Origin of the sequence: Comamonas sp. AG1104 (assembly GCF_003350425.1) — a bacterium.
Classification (GTDB): Bacteria; Pseudomonadota; Gammaproteobacteria; order Burkholderiales; family Burkholderiaceae_C; genus Comamonas; species Comamonas testosteroni.
Genome location: NZ_QQAS01000008.1, coordinates 17488 through 31793 on the forward strand (window position 1 = coordinate 17488; position 14306 = coordinate 31793).

Consider the following 14306-nt stretch of genomic DNA (forward strand, 5'->3'; position numbering starts at 1 on the left):
CGGGCTTGTATGCGCAGCCCCGAGGCCCGGTGCCGGCCCTTGTTCAGGCTGCTGCATCGTGACGGTGCAGCAGATCCAGGAACATCTGTGCCGAGCGGCTGATGGGCCTGTCCTTGCGCACCAGGCTGCCGTAGGCCTCCAGACTGTGTTTGGTCCGATACGGCAGGATATGCAGCATGCCGTGGGCAGCATGAAGATCTGCCACCGTGCGCGGAATCACGCCCACCATGTTCGAGCTTCGCACCAGATTGATGGTGGTGAGTATGGAGCCGGTTTCGATCAGGCCGCGCGGCAGCGGCAGACTGTGCTCGCGGAACTCCTGCTCGATCAAGCTGCGCATGGGGCTGCCGGGCGGTTGCATCACCCAGCCATGTCCCTGCAAGGCCTGCAGACCGGGCCTCTGCAGCGACAGCAGAGGGTGCTCCTTGCGCACGATAAAGGCCAGTTGCTCGTCGTCGATCGGGCAAAAGCGGCAATCGCTGCCGGCTTCATTGGTCATGCGCCCGACGACCACCTCCAGCACTCCCTCACGCAGCTGCGCCAGCAGGCGATCGCTGGTGTCCACGGCCACTTCCAGCTCCAGCAGGGGCAGTTGCTTTTTCAGCTCCAGCAGGGCCTGGGTGAGCCGCCCGGGCGATGCGGCCATGATGCTGCCCACGGCCAGCCGTCCGGAGCTTCCCTGGCGCAGCTCGCCCAGTTCGCGATTCAGGGCCTCGATATTGCCGCGCAGCGAACGGAAATATTCCAGCACCCGCTCTCCTGCCGCATTGCGCTGCAGCCGCCGGCCCACGCGCTCGAACAGCGGCTGGCCCAGTGCATCTTCGAGCTCCTGCAGCATTTTGGTGGCGGCCGGCTGGGTCAGACCGAGCTCTGCCGCTGCCGCGCGCAAGGTCTGGCGCTCGTCGATGGCCAGTATCAAAGCCACCTGGCGCATGCGTAGCCGGTTCAGCAGCTGTGGCGTGTTGTCGCGTTTGTCGATCGATCCCATGGCATGGCTTCTTATTGCTTCAGGTTATCGATTAATCAATAACTTTCAATTTACGCATATCAGCGCCTTCCCTAGCATCGGGCTGCAATCGAATAAAAAAGCCAAGGAGACAAATGTGCAAAGACGTCATCTACTTTCCATAGCCGCTGTGTGCGGCGCCGCCGTGCTGCCCTGGCAGGTCCAGGCACAGGCACAGGACTCTGCGAACTGGCCCGTCAAGCCCGTGCGCATGCTGGTGGGCTCTGCGCCCGGAGGCGGCACCGATGCCATGGCCCGCGCCGTGGCCGACAGGCTGGGGCCGCTGCTCAAGCAGCCGGTGATCGTGGAGAACCGGCCCGGCGTCTCCAACACGCTGGCCGTGGACATGACGGCCAAGGCCACGGACGGCCACACCATGGTCATGGGCGTGGTCACGGCCCATGCCATCGCGCCGCATCTGCTCAAGCTGGGGTACGACAACAACCGGGATCTGGTTCCCGTGGCCTTTGTCGGCTCCGTGCCCAATGTGCTGGTGGTGGGCAACTCCGTTGCCGCCAACACGGTGGCGGAGCTGGTGGCCATGGCCAAGAAGAATCCCGGTCAGATCAATTTCGCCAGCAGTGGCACGGGCAGCACCCAGCATATCGCTGCCGAGGTGTTCAAGGATGCCGCCGGCATTCAGATCACCCACGTGCCCTACAAGGGCAGCGCCGCGGCCCTGGTCGATCTGGTCAGCGGCCAGGTGCAGATGAGCTTCGACACCATGCCCTCGGTCATAGGTCAGATCAAGGCCGGAAAGCTGCGCGCGCTGGCGGTCACTTCGCCCCAGCGCAACCAGCAGCTGCCCCAGGTGCCGACCATGGCCGAAGCGGGTCTGCGCAATGTGGAAATCAGCGCCTGGTACGGCATCTACATGCCCGCCTCCACGCCCAAGGCAGTGCAGCAAAAAGTGCATGACGAGGTCAACAAGGTCATCGCCATGCCCGAGACCAAGACCCGTCTCGAAGCCGTGGGTGCCGAGCTGCGGCCCATGGCCCAGGCCGACTTCGGCAGTTTTCACCTCGCCGAGTACAAGCGCTTCGGCGACATCATTCGCAAGAACAACATCAAGCTGGACTGAGCATGAGCAAGGCTTCTCTTCCCGTTGTCGCCCTGACCCTTGGCGATCCTTCCGGCATCGGCGCCGAACTCATCGCACGTTTGCTGGCCAGGCCGCAAGCCACCGAGCAGGCGAACCTGGTGCTGGTGGGCGATCCCTGGCTCTGGGAGCAGGGCCAGCGCATCGCCGGTTTGCAAGTGGCAACCGTTCCGCTGACCGGCCTGTCGGCTGCGCGCGAGCGTGCCGATACGCGACTGCCGGCCTTTGTGGCCGTGGACACCGTTGCCCAGGCCGATGTGGTGCAGGGGCAGGTGGGGGCGGCAGGCGGCCGCTCGGTGCTGCAGGTGCTCGACCAGTGCATGGATGCGGCCCTGGCCGGCGATATCGACGCCATCTGCTTTGCACCCTTGAACAAGCAGGCCATGAAGCTGGGCGGCCTGCGCCATGAGGACGAGCTGCACCACTTTGCCGAGTACCTGGGCGTGACCGGCTACTTCTGCGAGTTCAACACGCTGGGCGATCTCTGGACCTCGCGCATTTCCTCGCATGTGCCGCTCAAGGATGTGGCCGGCTATCTGAGTCAGGAGCGCATCAGCCAGGCGGCCGAGCTGATCTACAACGCCTTGCGCGCCAGCGGCCTGGCTGCTCCCAAGGTGGCGATTGCCGGCTTCAATCCACATAACGGCGACGGCGGAACCTGCGGCCGCGAGGAAATCGACATCATCGCGCCCGCCGTGCAGGCCCTGCAGGCGCGCGACTGGCCCAGCGATGCGCCGTTCCACGGCCCGTTCCCGGCCGACACCATCTTCCTCAAGGCCCAGGCCGGCGAGTACCAGGCCATCGTGACCATGTACCACGACCAGGGCCAGATCGCCATCAAGCTGCTGGGCTTCTCGCGCGGGGTGACGGTGCAGGGCGGCCTGCCGATCCCCATCACCACGCCGGCCCACGGCACGGCCTACGACATCGCGGGCCAGGGCAAGGCCAATGTGGAAGCCACCTGGCAGGCGCTGCAGATTGCCGCGCGCATGGGGGCCGCCCACCGCGATCGCCAGGCTGCCCCAGCCGTCTGAGCCCATTTTCCGGGCGGCTTGGGCCGCCTGTCCTACTCACTCTTTGCTTCCGAGGTCTGTATGAAGATCAAGTCCGTCCGCGCCCGTGTCTATGAATGGAAGGGCAAGACCGTTCCGCCCCAGGGCAACTTCTGCTCCAACGCCATGGATCTGGTGTACTCCAACACCGAGTCCATGAGCACCTTCCGCTTCCATTCGTGGACCGTGGTCGAGATCGAAACCGATGACGGCATCATCGGTCTGGGCAATGTGGCCCTGGCACCAAGGATAGCCAAGGCCATCATCGACGAGTACCTGGCGCCCCTGGTCATCGGTCAGGACCCCTGGGACTACGAATACCTGTGGCAGCGCATGTACCGCGCCACCCATGCCTGGGGCCGCAAGGGCGTGACCATGGCCGCCATCTCGGCCGTGGACCTGGCCATCTGGGACATTCTGGGCAAGAGCGTGAACAAGCCCGTGTTCAAGCTGCTGGGCGGGCGCACCAAGGAAAAGATTCCCTGCTACTACAGCAAGCTCTACCGCACCGACCTGAAGGAGATGCAGGACGAGGCACAGAAATTCCTGGATCAGGGTTTCAAGGCCTTCAAGATGCGCTTTGGCTACGGGCCCGCCCATCTGCAAGAAGGTGTGAAGGAGAACCTCAAGTCCGTCGAAGCCATCCGTGAAGTGATCGGCTACGACACCGACCTGATGCTGGAGTGCTATATGGGCTGGAACCTGGAATACGCCAAGCGCATGCTGCCCAAGCTGGCGAAGTTCGAGCCGCGCTGGCTGGAAGAGCCCGTGATCGCCGACGACATCGACGGCTACGCCGAGCTGAGCGCCATGAACATCATCCCCATCTCGGGCGGCGAGCACGAGTTTTCACTCTACGGCTTCAAGCAGCTGCTGGACAGGAAGGCCGTCTCCGTCGTGCAGTACGACACCAACCGCGTGGGCGGCATCACGGCGGCGCACAAGATCAACGCCCTGTGCGAGGCCTATTCGGTGCCCGTGATCCCGCATGCCGGCCAGATGCACAACTACCACCTGACCATGAGCACCCTGGCTTCGCCCATGGCCGAGTACTTCCCCATCTTCGACGTGGAAGTGGGCAACGAGCTGTTCTGGTACATCTTCGACGGCGAACCAGTTGCCGACAACGGCTTCCTGCAGTTGCGCGACGACGTGCCGGGCCTGGGCCTCACGCTCAAGACCGAGTACCTCGACCAGTTCCACATCATCGATTGAGGAGACGCAGCATGCCAGCACTCTCCAATCCCCGTTACCGGGGCATCTTCCCCGTCGTGCCCACCACCTTTCACGAGGACGGCACGCTGAACCTGACCAGCCAGAAGCGCTGTCTGGACTTCATGATCGACTCGGGCGTGGACGGCCTGTGCATCCTTGCCAACTTCTCCGAGCAGTTCCTGGTCTCGGACGATGAGCGCGAAGTCCTCACGCGCACGGCGCTGGAGCATGTGGCCGGCCGGGTGCCCGTGATCGTGACCACGACTCACACCAGTACCAAGGTCTGCGCCGAGCGCAGCCGCCGCGCACAGGACATGGGCGCTGCCATGGTCATGGTCATGCCGCCTTACCACGGTGCCACCTTCCGCTTTGGCGAAGCCCAGGTGCAGGCCTTCTACCAGGGCGTGTCCGACGCCATCGACATCCCCATCATGGTCCAGGACGCACCGGCCGCGGGCACGCCGCTGTCGCCCGCCTTTCTGGCCCGCATGGCCAGGGAGATAGCACAGGTCAGCTACTTCAAGATGGAAACCGCAGGCGCCGCCACCAAGCTGCGCGAGTTGATCGCACTGGGCGGCGAAGCCATCGAAGGCCCCTGGGACGGCGAGGAGGCCATTACCCTGCTGGCCGATCTGGAGGCCGGCGCCACGGGCGCCATGACAGGCGGCGGCTTTGCCGACGGCATTCGCCCCATCATCGAGGCGCACCGCGCAGGCGACAAGGACAAGGCCTTCGAGCAATACCAGCGCTGGCTGCCGCTGATCAACCACGAAAACCGCCAGGCCGGTTTCCTGGCTGCCAAGGCGCTGATGAAGGAGGGCGGTGTCATCACCTGCGATGCACCGCGCTCGCCCTGGCCGCCCATGCATCCCGAGGTGCGGCGCCAGTTGCTGGACATTGCACGCCGGCTGGACCCGCTGGTGCTGCGCTGGGCCCGTTGAGACGACTATGAATACAGGAGCTGGTTGCGCTTGTTTATTCGAGAATTCAGATATTTTTCATGCTGAGTTCTATGAATAGCGAGCGCAACAAGCTCCTCTATCAAGAGCATATCCATGACCCCACATCTCAACCTGATCAACGGCCAGTGGACGGCTGCTGACAGTTATTCCCCCAACACCAACCCCAGCGACCTGTCCGATTTGATCGGCGCGTACGCCCAGGGCGGCGCATCCGACGTGCAGGCCGCCGTGGCGGCCGCTGCTGCCGCGTTTCCCGCCTGGTCCACCTCGGGCATCCAGGCGCGTTCCGACGCTCTGGACAAGATAGGCACGGAAATCCTCGCGCGCAAGGCGGAGCTGGGCGAGCTGCTGGCCCGCGAAGAAGGCAAGACCCTGCCCGAAGCCATTGGCGAAGTCGGCCGCGCCGGCCAGATCTTCAAGTTCTTTGCCGGTGAGTGCCTGCGCCTGACGGGCGAGACCGTGCCTTCGGTGCGCCCCGGCATCGGCGTGGAAATCACGCGCGAGCCCATCGGGGTGGTCGGCCTGATCACGCCCTGGAACTTCCCCATCGCCATCCCGGCCTGGAAGATCGCCCCGGCCCTGGCCTTCGGCAACTGCGTGGTCTTGAAGCCCGCCGACCTGGTGCCCGGCAGCGCCTGGGCCCTGGCCGACATCATCCACCGCTCGGGCATCCCCGCCGGCGTCTTCAACCTGGTCATGGGCCCGGGCCGCGTGATCGGTGAAGCCCTGGTGAACCATGCCGATGTGGCGGCCATCAGCTTCACGGGCTCGACGGGCGTGGGCCGCGGCATCGCGGCAGCCTGCGTGGCTTCGGGCAAGAAGGTGCAGCTGGAGATGGGCGGCAAGAACCCCCAGATCGTGCTGGACGATGCTGATCTCGCCCAGGCGGTGGAGCTGTCGGCCCAGAGCGGCTTCTACTCCACCGGCCAGCGTTGCACGGCCTCCAGCCGCCTGATCGTCACCGACAAGATCTACCCGGCCTTCATCGAGGCCCTGCAGGCGCGCATGGCCCGAATCAAGGTGGGCGATGCACGCGCCGCCGGTACCGACATGGGCCCCGTGGTCAGCCAGGCCCAGCTGGAGCAGGACCTGTCGTACGTGGAAATCGCCAAGGCTGAAGGCGCCCGCCTGGCCGCTGGCGGAGCCCGCGTCGCCTGCCACACGGGCAGCGGCAAGCAGGGCTTTTACATGGCGCCCACGCTGTTCGTGGACACCGAAGCCGGCATGCGCATCAACCGCGAGGAAGTCTTCGGCCCCGTGGCCAGCGTGATCCGCGTCAAGGACTACGAAGAAGCCTTGGCCGTGTCCAACGACACGCCGTTTGGTTTGTCGGCCGGCATTGCCACCACCAGCCTCAAGCACGCCACGCACTTCAAGCGCCACAGCCAGGCCGGCATGGTCATGGTCAACCTGCCCACGGCGGGGGTGGACTACCACGTGCCGTTTGGCGGGCGCAAGGGCTCAAGCTACGGCCCGCGCGAGCAGGGTCGCTATGCTCAGGAGTTCTACACCACGGTGAAGACGGCTTATACGCTGGCGTGAGCGAGATCGTTGATTGCTGCTTCTCTTTGCCGGGCCTGGTGCCCGGCTTTTTCATGGCGCGGTGACGATCAGCCCAGCAGCGCTGCCTTGATGGTCTTGACGCCGTCGGCGTTGTCCCAGACCCCTTCTTCCAGCGCGTCGTGAATGGTCTTGTCCAGAGCGGCAGCCAGTTGCTCGCGCGTCTGGGCGGCCTGGGGGCTGGCGTCCAGCACGATGCGCAAGGCGGTGGACAGTGCCGTGATCTGGGCTGTGAGATTGACGACGGTGGTGTTGGAGCTCATGAATTGGTCCTTGAAATGTCGATGAACAGGGCAGCTGGCATGGCGCGCAGTGCGGGGTGCCCAGCTGTCAACGGCCTTCAGTGTCGCGCGGGTGGATACTGCTGTTAACGTATCAACAATGAGCAGCGGCCGCCGGCTTGGGCGATCAGGAAGTGCCCGAGCGCTTTCGGGCAAAGCGCCGGCAGCTACTGTTTTTTTGATAGTTCTATAAGACAGGAGAGACAAGAGCATGCGTCTGAAGAGAGTCTGTATTTACGGTGCCGGGGCCATTGGCGGCTGGCTGGGCGTGGCGCTGGCCAGGGCGGGCTGCGAGCTGAGCGCCGTGGCGCGAGGCCAGACGCTGGCTGCGCTGCAGCACAACGGCCTGACGCTGGTGCATGGCCAGGAGCGCGAGACCGTGGCCGTCAATGCGCAGCAGGACCCGGCCGCCCTGGGCGTGCAGGATGTGGTGGTGATTGCCGTCAAGGCGCCGTCCATGCCCGATGTGGCGCGTGCCGTCGCACCGCTGCTCGGCCCGCAGACCCTGGTGCTGACCGCCATGAACGGCGTGCCCTGGTGGTTTCTGGCCGGTGGCGTGGATGCCGGCCTGCGCGGCCTGCAGCTCAGGGCCGTGGATCCGCAGGGCGAGATCGCGCGCGCCATTCCCACTGGGCAGGTGCTCGGCTCGGTGGTGCATGCCAGCTGCTCGCTTGACGCGCCGGGTGTGGTGCGCCGGCATTTCGGCAACAGCCTCATCGTTGGTGAGCCAACGGCCCTGCCTGGCGATGCACCCACGCCGCGCCTGCTGGCACTGACCGAGCTGCTGCGCGCGGGCGGCATCGAGGTCAGACTCAGCGACAACATCCAGTGCGATGCCTGGTACAAGCTCTGGGGCAATATGACCATGAACCCCGTCAGTGCGATCACGGGCGCGACCACGGACAGGATTCTGGGCGATGAGCTGGTGCGCAACTTCATCACGGCCGTGATGCTGGAGGCCCGGGAAATCGGCGCGCGCATCGGCCTGCCGATTGCCGACAGCCCGCAGGACCGTCATCAGGTCACGCTCAAGCTCGGCAGCTTCAAGACCTCCATGCTCCAGGATGTGGAAGCCGGCAAGCCGGTGGAGCTGGATGCCCTGGTGGGAGCGGTGCGCGAGATGGGCGCCATGTGCGGCATGAGCACGCCATTCACCGATGCGCTGCTGGGGCTGACGCGGCTGCGCGCCCAGCAACTGGGTTTGTATCCGTTGTAACGCTTGGCGGCTCGTGACGGTCTTGGGCCTAGACTAGCCGGCATGAGCACCACATCTACCCAGACCGCACCTCTCAAGTCCGCCCCTGCGCAGGACAGTCATTGGGCCACGCTGTGCGTGGTGACCACCACAGTGGGGCACTCGGCCGAGGCCGAGGACATGGCGCGGGCTCTGGTCTCGGCCAAGGCTGCGGCCTGCGTGCAGACCGAGCGCATCACCTCGTATTACGAGTGGGACGGCGTGCTGCAGACCGCTCCCGAATGGCGCCTGATCTGCAAGACCCTGCCCGAGGCACTGCCGCGGCTGACCGCGCTGCTGCGCAGCCATCACAGCTATGAGGTGCCCCAGATCACCATGCGCACCGAGCGCTGCCTGAACGACTATGCCAAGTGGATCAAGCAGCAGGTGCAGCTCTGAAGCCTGAATAAAAAAGGAGCGCCTTGCGCGCTCCTTCATTGGGTTTCAGTACTTAATCTATCTGAAATCTTTATAGATAAAGCGCTGACAGCTATGGTTCTTGTGCTTCAGGACAGCAGGGCCTGGGCGAACTCGCGTGCGCTGAAGGTTTCCAGATCCTCGATCTTCTCGCCCACGCCGATGAAGTAGACAGGCACAGGGCGCTCCTGCGCAATCGCGGCCAGCACGCCGCCCTTGGCCGTGCCATCGAGCTTGGTGACGATCAGGCCCGTGAGCTGCAGCGCATCGTCGAAGGCGCGCACCTGGGTCAGTGCGTTCTGGCCGGTATTGCCGTCAATCACCAGCAGTACCTCGTGCGGCGCCGTGCCGTCGGCCTTGCTCACCACGCGCTTGATCTTCTTGAGCTCTTCCATCAGATGCAGCTGTGTGGGCAGGCGTCCGGCCGTATCAACCAGCACCACATCCTTTTTGCGCGCCTTGCCTGCGGAGACGGCATCGAAGCTCACGGCGGCGGGGTCGCCACCGTCCTGGCTGATGATCTCCACGGTGTTGCGATTGGCCCAGACGCCCAGCTGCTCACGCGCGGCGGCGCGGAAGGTGTCGGCGGCGGCCAGCAGCACGGACTGCTCGCCGTCGGCCAGATGCTTGGTCAGCTTGCCGATGGAGGTGGTCTTGCCCGCACCGTTGACGCCAGCCACCATGATGACCGTCGGTGTGTGCTCGCCGATGGTCAGCGGCTTTTCCAGGGGCCTCAGCAAATCGGTCAGCGCATCGGCCAGCAGCGCCTTGACGGCAGCGGGCTCGGTGGTCTTGGTTTCCTTGACGCGGCGCTTCAGGTCTTCCAGCAGATGCTGGGTGGCCTTGACGCCGGTGTCGGCCATCAGCAGCGCGTCCTCCAGCTCTTCGTAGAGCCTGTCGTCGATCTGCGTGCCGGTAAAGACGGTGGCGATGCTGGAGCCGGTCTTGCGCAGACCGGCTTTCAGGCGCTCCATCCAGCTTTGACGGGAATCTGGGGCTTGCGGCTTTGCGGTAGGCTCGGGGGCTGCTACAAAATCCTGAGTGGCAGGCTGATCGTCGCCGGCCTTGGCCGTCGCGCCGCCGCCAAAGGGCTTGCGCCACCAGGAGCTGCTGCCGTTTTCGGCAGGCGTATCCTGTGGAGCTGGCCTGGTTTGAGCAGCAGCAGCGGGCGCCGCAGCTGCCTCGGCAGCGGGCGTGGTGTTCACCGCATCGGGTGAATTGGGCTTTTTCTTGAAAAAACTGAACATTGGCGGGTTTTTAGAATCACATCATTCTATGAAACATGTACGCGCACTCCCTGTACTGGGCTTAATGGCCTGTTTGAGCGCTGGGGCAGCCTTGGCTGCGCCGGGCGCATCGTCGCAACCTGTGCCTGCTGCTGCCACGGCGGCCGCGCCCCAAGTGCAGCAGTTCACGCTGAAGAACGGCATGCAGCTGATCGTGCAGCCCGACCGGCGCGCGCCCACGGCCGTGCACATGGTCTGGGTGCGTGTGGGCTCCATGGACGAGGTCGACGGCACCACGGGCGTGGCCCATGCGCTGGAGCACATGATGTTCAAGGGTTCCAAAAGCGTCAAGCCCGGAGACTTCTCGCGTCGCGTGGCTGCGCTGGGTGGCCAGGAAAACGCGTTCACCTGGCGTGACTACACCGGCTACTACCAGCAGATTCCGTCCAACCGTCTGGAAGATGTGATGAAGCTGGAATCCGACCGTTTTGCCAACAACCAGTGGCCGGACTCCGAATTCAAGAAGGAAATCGAGGTCATCAAGGAAGAGCGCCGCATGCGCACCGACGACCAGCCGCGCGCCATGTTGATGGAGCAGTTGATGGCGGCCACCTTCATGGCCTCGCCCTATCGCCGGCCCGTGGTGGGCTGGATGAGCGATCTGAACTCCATGACGCCCGGCGATGTGCGCGACTTCCACAAGCGCTGGTATGTGCCGGCCAACGCGGCTGTGGTGGTGGTGGGGGACGTGAACGTCAACCAGGTACGTGCCTGGGCCGAGAAGTATTACGGCAGCATTCCCGCGCGTGCCCTGCCACAGCGCAAGCCGCAGACCGAACCCAAGCAGATCGGCGTGCGCCGTATCGAGGTCAAGCAGCCTGCCGAGCAGGCCTTTATCGCCATGGCCTATCGCACGCCCACGCTGAAGAGCGTGGAAAAGCTGCAGCCCGAGGACAAGGACGCGCTGGCGCTGCTGGTGCTGTCTGCAGTGCTCGACGGTTATGACGGCGCTCGCCTGGAGCGCGCCCTGGTGCAGGGCGAAGGCCAGGCCAACGGCCGTGTGGCCGACAGTGCCGGCAGCTCGGCCAGCATTTTGGGGCGCGGGCCCAGCCTGTTCATGCTGACCGGCGTGCCGGCCCAGGGCAAGACCGTGGCCGATGTGGAGGCTGCGCTGCGTGCCCAGATCAAGAAGGTGGCTGATGAGGGCGTGCAGGCTGACGAGCTGGAGCGCGTCAAGACGCAGTGGATGGCCTCCAACGTCTACGAGCGTGATTCCGTCATGGGCCAGGCCCAGAACCTGGGCAACTACTGGATCCAGAACATGCCGCTGGATGCCGAGGACAAGCTGCTGGCCGAACTGCGCAAAGTCACCTCTGACGATGTGAAGGCCGTGGCCGCCAAATATTTTGGCGACGACCAGCTCACTGTCGGCACCCTGGTGCCTCAGCCGCTGCCGGCGGGTAGCAAGCCCCAGCGCCCCATGTCGGGCAAGGCGGATGCAGATAAATCCATGCACTGAGCGCAGCGGAGAAACCTATGAAAACTATGAAAAAGATAGCTGCTGGCGCCTTTGTGGTAAGCGCTGGAATGGGTTTTTTAACCCAATCTGCCTGGGCCTTGCTGCCGATAGAGCATTGGACCCAGCCCAGTGGCGCCCAGGTCTGGCTGGTGCAAAGTCCCGGCATTCCCATGGTGGATGTGCAGGTGGACTTCGACGCCGGCAGCCGCCGAGATCCCGAGGACAAGGTGGGCCTGGCGACAGCCGTGGCCATGATGTCCTCCAAGGGCGTCAAGGCGGCAGGCGATGCGCCTGCGCTGGATGAAAACGGACTGGGTCAGGCCTGGGCCGACCTGGGCGCCAGCTTTGGCGCCAGCGCGGGGCGCGACAGCTTCAGCTACGGCCTGCGCACTCTGACCGAGCCCAACCTGCAGCAAAAGGCCGTGGCCCTGGCGGCGCGCCAGATCGCGTCGCCAAGCTGGCCGGAAGCCGTGTGGCAGCGTGACCGAGAACGCTGGAGCGCCTCCATCAAGGAGGCCGATACGCGTCCCGGCACCGTGGCCTCCAAGGCCTTCCGCAAGGCTGTATTCGGCAGCTCGCCCTATGGCTATCAGACCACGGTCGACAGCCTGGGCCGGATCGATGTTTCGGCCATGCAGGACTTTCACCGCAAGCTGATTGCCGCCTGCCGCGCCAAGGTCAGCGTGGTGGGGGCGGTCAATCGTCAGCAGGCCGATGCCATAGTCAAGCAGTTGCTGGGGCCGCTGCAGGCCACCAATGGCAACGACTGCCAGCCGCTGCCTGCCGTGGGCAAGGTGCAGGACCTGCAGCAAGCCAAGGTCGAGAACATTCCGTTCGAGTCGGCCCAGGCCCAGGTGCTGATCGGCCAGCCCGGCATTGCGCGCCACAACCCTGATTTTCTCGCCGTGATGGTGGGCAACCACATTCTGGGCGGCGGCGGCTTCACCTCCAGGCTGATGGAAGAGGTGCGTGAAAAGCGGGGCCTGACCTATGGTGTCTCCAGCGACTTCTCGCCGGGCCTGGATCGCGGCGCCTTCATCATCGGCCTGCAGACCCGCCCCGATCAGGCGGCCGAGGCGCTCAAGGTCTCGCAGGACGTGTTGCGCAAATTCATAGCCGAAGGTCCTAGCGACAAGGAACTCAAGGCGGCCAAGGCCAATCTGATCGGCGGCTTTGCCCTGCGCATAGACAGCAATCGCAAGCTGCTGGGCAATGTGGCCAACATCGCCTGGAATGGCCTGCCTCTCGATTATCTGGAGCACTGGACCGATCGCGTTCAGGCTCTGACCACCAAGGACGTGAAGGAGGCGATGCAGCGCATGGTTCAGCCCGAGCGTATGGTCACCATCACTCTCGGAGCCAAGCCATGAGCCGCAGTGCCATCAAGCTACACACCCCCGCAGGCCGCAAGGCGCTGGACAAGATGATTCACGAGTCCGAGCGCAAGGCGCAGGAGCTGGCGGCCAGCCGTCCGGCCCGCCCCGGAGCCAAGGCCACCCAGCCAGCCGCAGCCAAGCCGGCAGCCACGGGGGCCGGTGAAATCCGCATCATCGGCGGGCAATGGCGTCGCACGCGCCTGGCCGTGGCGCAAAAGCCCGGTCTGCGGCCCACGCCCGATCGCGTGCGCGAGACCCTGTTCAACTGGCTGGGCCAGGACCTGAGCAACTGGAAATGTGTCGATGCCTTTTCGGGCACGGGGGCGCTGGGTTTCGAGGCTGCATCGCGCGGCGCGACCAGCGTCATCATGAACGAGCAGGATGCGGCCCTGGTGCAGCAACTGCAGCGTCTTCAGCAAAAGCTCGATGCCAGGATGGTCAAGGTGCAGCGCGGTGATGCCCTGAGCTGCCTGAAGACCGTGGCGGGCCAGGATCTGATCTTGCTGGACCCGCCATTCAGCCAGATCGAGCTGTTCGAGCCCGCGCTCAAGGCCGCCACAGCGGCCTTGAACGACGGCGGTTTCATTTACCTGGAAGCTCCCGAAGCCTGGGCCGAGGACCGCCTGCTGGAAATGGGGCTGGAGCTGCATCGCTATCTGAAGGCCGGCGCCGTCCATGCGCATCTGCTGAAGAAGCAGTAAAGCCTTGCTGCCCGAACCGGGAGCTGCTGGCGCTTCGAGCAGAGGCGCCAGCAGCTCTTTTTTGCATGGGGCAGCGCTGTGCAGGCCTGAATGCATAATCTCTTTACGCTGCACTGCAGCAGCCCTCACCCTCATCAAGACCCGCAGGAGAGAGATAAGCCATGAGCCAGGACCTGATTGCTGTTTACCCCGGAACCTTTGACCCGATCACGCTGGGGCATGAAGATGTGGTGCGCCGGGCTGCACAGCTGTTTGGCAAGGTCATCGTGGCCGTGGCGGCAGGCCATCACAAAAAGACGTTGTTCACGCTGGAGGAGCGCATTGCCATGGTGCGCGAGTCCTGTGCCAATTATCCGCAGGTGGAGGTGGAGAGCTTTGACGGGCTGCTGGCGCATTTTGTGCTCGCACGCGGCGCCAAGGCCATGGTGCGAGGCCTGCGCGCGGTAACGGACTTCGACTATGAGTTCCAGCTTGCCGGCATGAATCGCACGCTGATGCCCGAAGTGGAAACCGTATTCCTCACGCCCAGCGATCGCTATCAGTTCATCAGCTCCACCTTCGTGCGCGAGATTGCCACGCTCAATGGCGATGTGGACAAGTTTGTCTCCAAGGGCGTACATGAGCGCCTGATGCTCAAGGTCGGCCGCAAGGCCTGAGC

The 14306-nt window shown here is 64.4% G+C and carries 14 protein-coding genes; 11 read left to right on the forward strand and 3 right to left on the reverse strand.

The window, feature by feature from the left end; genetic code table 11:
* Positions 1–43: 43 nt before the first annotated feature.
* The gene (locus DFO48_RS20425; protein WP_003079103.1) at positions 44–988 is read right to left on the reverse strand and encodes a LysR family transcriptional regulator; all 945 of its coding nucleotides are present in this window, start codon (positions 986–988) and stop codon (positions 44–46) included.
* Positions 989–1103: 115 nt separating this feature from the next.
* Between DFO48_RS20425 and DFO48_RS20430 the strand changes: the two genes are divergently transcribed.
* From DFO48_RS20430 to DFO48_RS20450, 5 genes are all read left to right on the forward strand, one after another.
* Positions 1104–2087 carry a tripartite tricarboxylate transporter substrate binding protein gene (locus DFO48_RS20430; protein WP_114864600.1) on the forward strand — a complete coding sequence of 328 codons (984 nt, stop codon included), beginning with the start codon at positions 1104–1106 and terminating at the stop codon, positions 2085–2087.
* A 2-nt stretch (positions 2088–2089) separates the two neighbouring features.
* Entirely contained in the window at positions 2090–3139 is a 1050-nt protein-coding gene (locus DFO48_RS20435; protein ID WP_114864601.1) for a 4-hydroxythreonine-4-phosphate dehydrogenase PdxA, read from the forward strand.
* Between the two features lie 60 nt (positions 3140–3199).
* Positions 3200–4372, forward strand: a complete 1173-nt coding sequence (locus DFO48_RS20440) for an L-rhamnonate dehydratase (RefSeq protein ID WP_114864602.1) — start codon at positions 3200–3202, stop codon at positions 4370–4372.
* 11 nt (positions 4373–4383) lie between these two features.
* The gene (locus tag DFO48_RS20445) at positions 4384–5313 is read left to right on the forward strand and encodes a dihydrodipicolinate synthase family protein (RefSeq protein WP_114864603.1); all 930 of its coding nucleotides are present in this window, start codon (positions 4384–4386) and stop codon (positions 5311–5313) included.
* Between the two features lie 114 nt (positions 5314–5427).
* Entirely contained in the window at positions 5428–6876 is a 1449-nt protein-coding gene (locus tag DFO48_RS20450; RefSeq protein WP_114864604.1) for an aldehyde dehydrogenase family protein, read from the forward strand.
* Positions 6877–6944: 68 nt separating this feature from the next.
* On the opposite strand, the gene DFO48_RS20455 is transcribed toward DFO48_RS20450, so the two are convergent.
* On the reverse strand, positions 6945–7157 hold the full coding sequence (locus DFO48_RS20455) for a hypothetical protein (protein WP_003074515.1): 213 nt from the start codon (positions 7155–7157) through the stop codon (positions 6945–6947).
* Between the two features lie 229 nt (positions 7158–7386).
* Between DFO48_RS20455 and DFO48_RS20460 the strand changes: the two genes are divergently transcribed.
* Both DFO48_RS20460 and cutA read left to right on the forward strand, forming a co-directional pair.
* Positions 7387–8391 carry a 2-dehydropantoate 2-reductase gene (locus DFO48_RS20460; RefSeq protein ID WP_114864605.1) on the forward strand — a complete coding sequence of 335 codons (1005 nt, stop codon included), beginning with the start codon at positions 7387–7389 and terminating at the stop codon, positions 8389–8391.
* Positions 8392–8433: 42 nt separating this feature from the next.
* Entirely contained in the window at positions 8434–8808 is a 375-nt protein-coding gene (gene cutA / locus DFO48_RS20465; protein ID WP_003074517.1) for a divalent-cation tolerance protein CutA, read from the forward strand.
* A gap of 107 nt (positions 8809–8915) precedes the next feature.
* On the opposite strand, the gene ftsY is transcribed toward cutA, so the two are convergent.
* Positions 8916–10073, reverse strand: coding sequence for a signal recognition particle-docking protein FtsY (ftsY, locus tag DFO48_RS20470; protein WP_003074518.1), 1158 nt, complete (start codon positions 10071–10073; stop codon positions 8916–8918).
* 64 nt (positions 10074–10137) lie between these two features.
* Here ftsY and DFO48_RS20475 point away from each other — a divergent pair, with 64 nt between their 5' ends.
* The 4 genes from DFO48_RS20475 to coaD all read left to right on the forward strand — a co-directional run bounded on the left by DFO48_RS20475 (position 10138) and on the right by coaD (position 14304).
* Complete coding sequence (locus DFO48_RS20475) at positions 10138–11571, forward strand: pitrilysin family protein (RefSeq protein WP_114864606.1); 1434 nt, start codon at positions 10138–10140, stop codon at positions 11569–11571.
* 17 nt (positions 11572–11588) lie between these two features.
* A complete protein-coding gene (locus DFO48_RS20480; RefSeq protein WP_114864607.1) occupies positions 11589–12941 on the forward strand; it encodes a pitrilysin family protein in 1353 nt (450 codons plus the stop codon).
* Complete coding sequence (gene rsmD / locus DFO48_RS20485) at positions 12938–13648, forward strand: 16S rRNA (guanine(966)-N(2))-methyltransferase RsmD (RefSeq protein WP_114864608.1); 711 nt, start codon at positions 12938–12940, stop codon at positions 13646–13648. The genes DFO48_RS20480 and rsmD overlap by 4 nt, the downstream gene beginning before the upstream one ends.
* A gap of 161 nt (positions 13649–13809) precedes the next feature.
* Positions 13810–14304 carry a pantetheine-phosphate adenylyltransferase gene (coaD, locus tag DFO48_RS20490; protein WP_003074524.1) on the forward strand — a complete coding sequence of 165 codons (495 nt, stop codon included), beginning with the start codon at positions 13810–13812 and terminating at the stop codon, positions 14302–14304.
* Positions 14305–14306 lie beyond the last annotated feature (2 nt).

What these genes read in the sequence shown, in the direction of transcription:
- coaD (WP_003074524.1), top strand. Translation starts at nt 13,810, where the DNA reads ATGAGCCAGGACCTGATTGCTGTTTACCCCGGAACCTTTGACCCGATC.
- DFO48_RS20425 (WP_003079103.1), bottom strand. Translation starts at nt 988, where the DNA reads ATGGGATCGATCGACAAACGCGACAACACGCCACAGCTGCTGAACCGG.
- DFO48_RS20455 (WP_003074515.1), bottom strand. Translation starts at nt 7,157, where the DNA reads ATGAGCTCCAACACCACCGTCGTCAATCTCACAGCCCAGATCACGGCA.
- rsmD (WP_114864608.1), top strand. Translation starts at nt 12,938, where the DNA reads ATGAGCCGCAGTGCCATCAAGCTACACACCCCCGCAGGCCGCAAGGCG.
- DFO48_RS20445 (WP_114864603.1), top strand. Translation starts at nt 4,384, where the DNA reads ATGCCAGCACTCTCCAATCCCCGTTACCGGGGCATCTTCCCCGTCGTG.
- DFO48_RS20475 (WP_114864606.1), top strand. Translation starts at nt 10,138, where the DNA reads ATGGCCTGTTTGAGCGCTGGGGCAGCCTTGGCTGCGCCGGGCGCATCG.
- ftsY (WP_003074518.1), bottom strand. Translation starts at nt 10,073, where the DNA reads ATGTTCAGTTTTTTCAAGAAAAAGCCCAATTCACCCGATGCGGTGAAC.
- DFO48_RS20460 (WP_114864605.1), top strand. Translation starts at nt 7,387, where the DNA reads ATGCGTCTGAAGAGAGTCTGTATTTACGGTGCCGGGGCCATTGGCGGC.
- DFO48_RS20440 (WP_114864602.1), top strand. Translation starts at nt 3,200, where the DNA reads ATGAAGATCAAGTCCGTCCGCGCCCGTGTCTATGAATGGAAGGGCAAG.
- DFO48_RS20480 (WP_114864607.1), top strand. Translation starts at nt 11,589, where the DNA reads ATGAAAACTATGAAAAAGATAGCTGCTGGCGCCTTTGTGGTAAGCGCT.
- DFO48_RS20450 (WP_114864604.1), top strand. Translation starts at nt 5,428, where the DNA reads ATGACCCCACATCTCAACCTGATCAACGGCCAGTGGACGGCTGCTGAC.
- cutA (WP_003074517.1), top strand. Translation starts at nt 8,434, where the DNA reads ATGAGCACCACATCTACCCAGACCGCACCTCTCAAGTCCGCCCCTGCG.
- DFO48_RS20435 (WP_114864601.1), top strand. Translation starts at nt 2,090, where the DNA reads ATGAGCAAGGCTTCTCTTCCCGTTGTCGCCCTGACCCTTGGCGATCCT.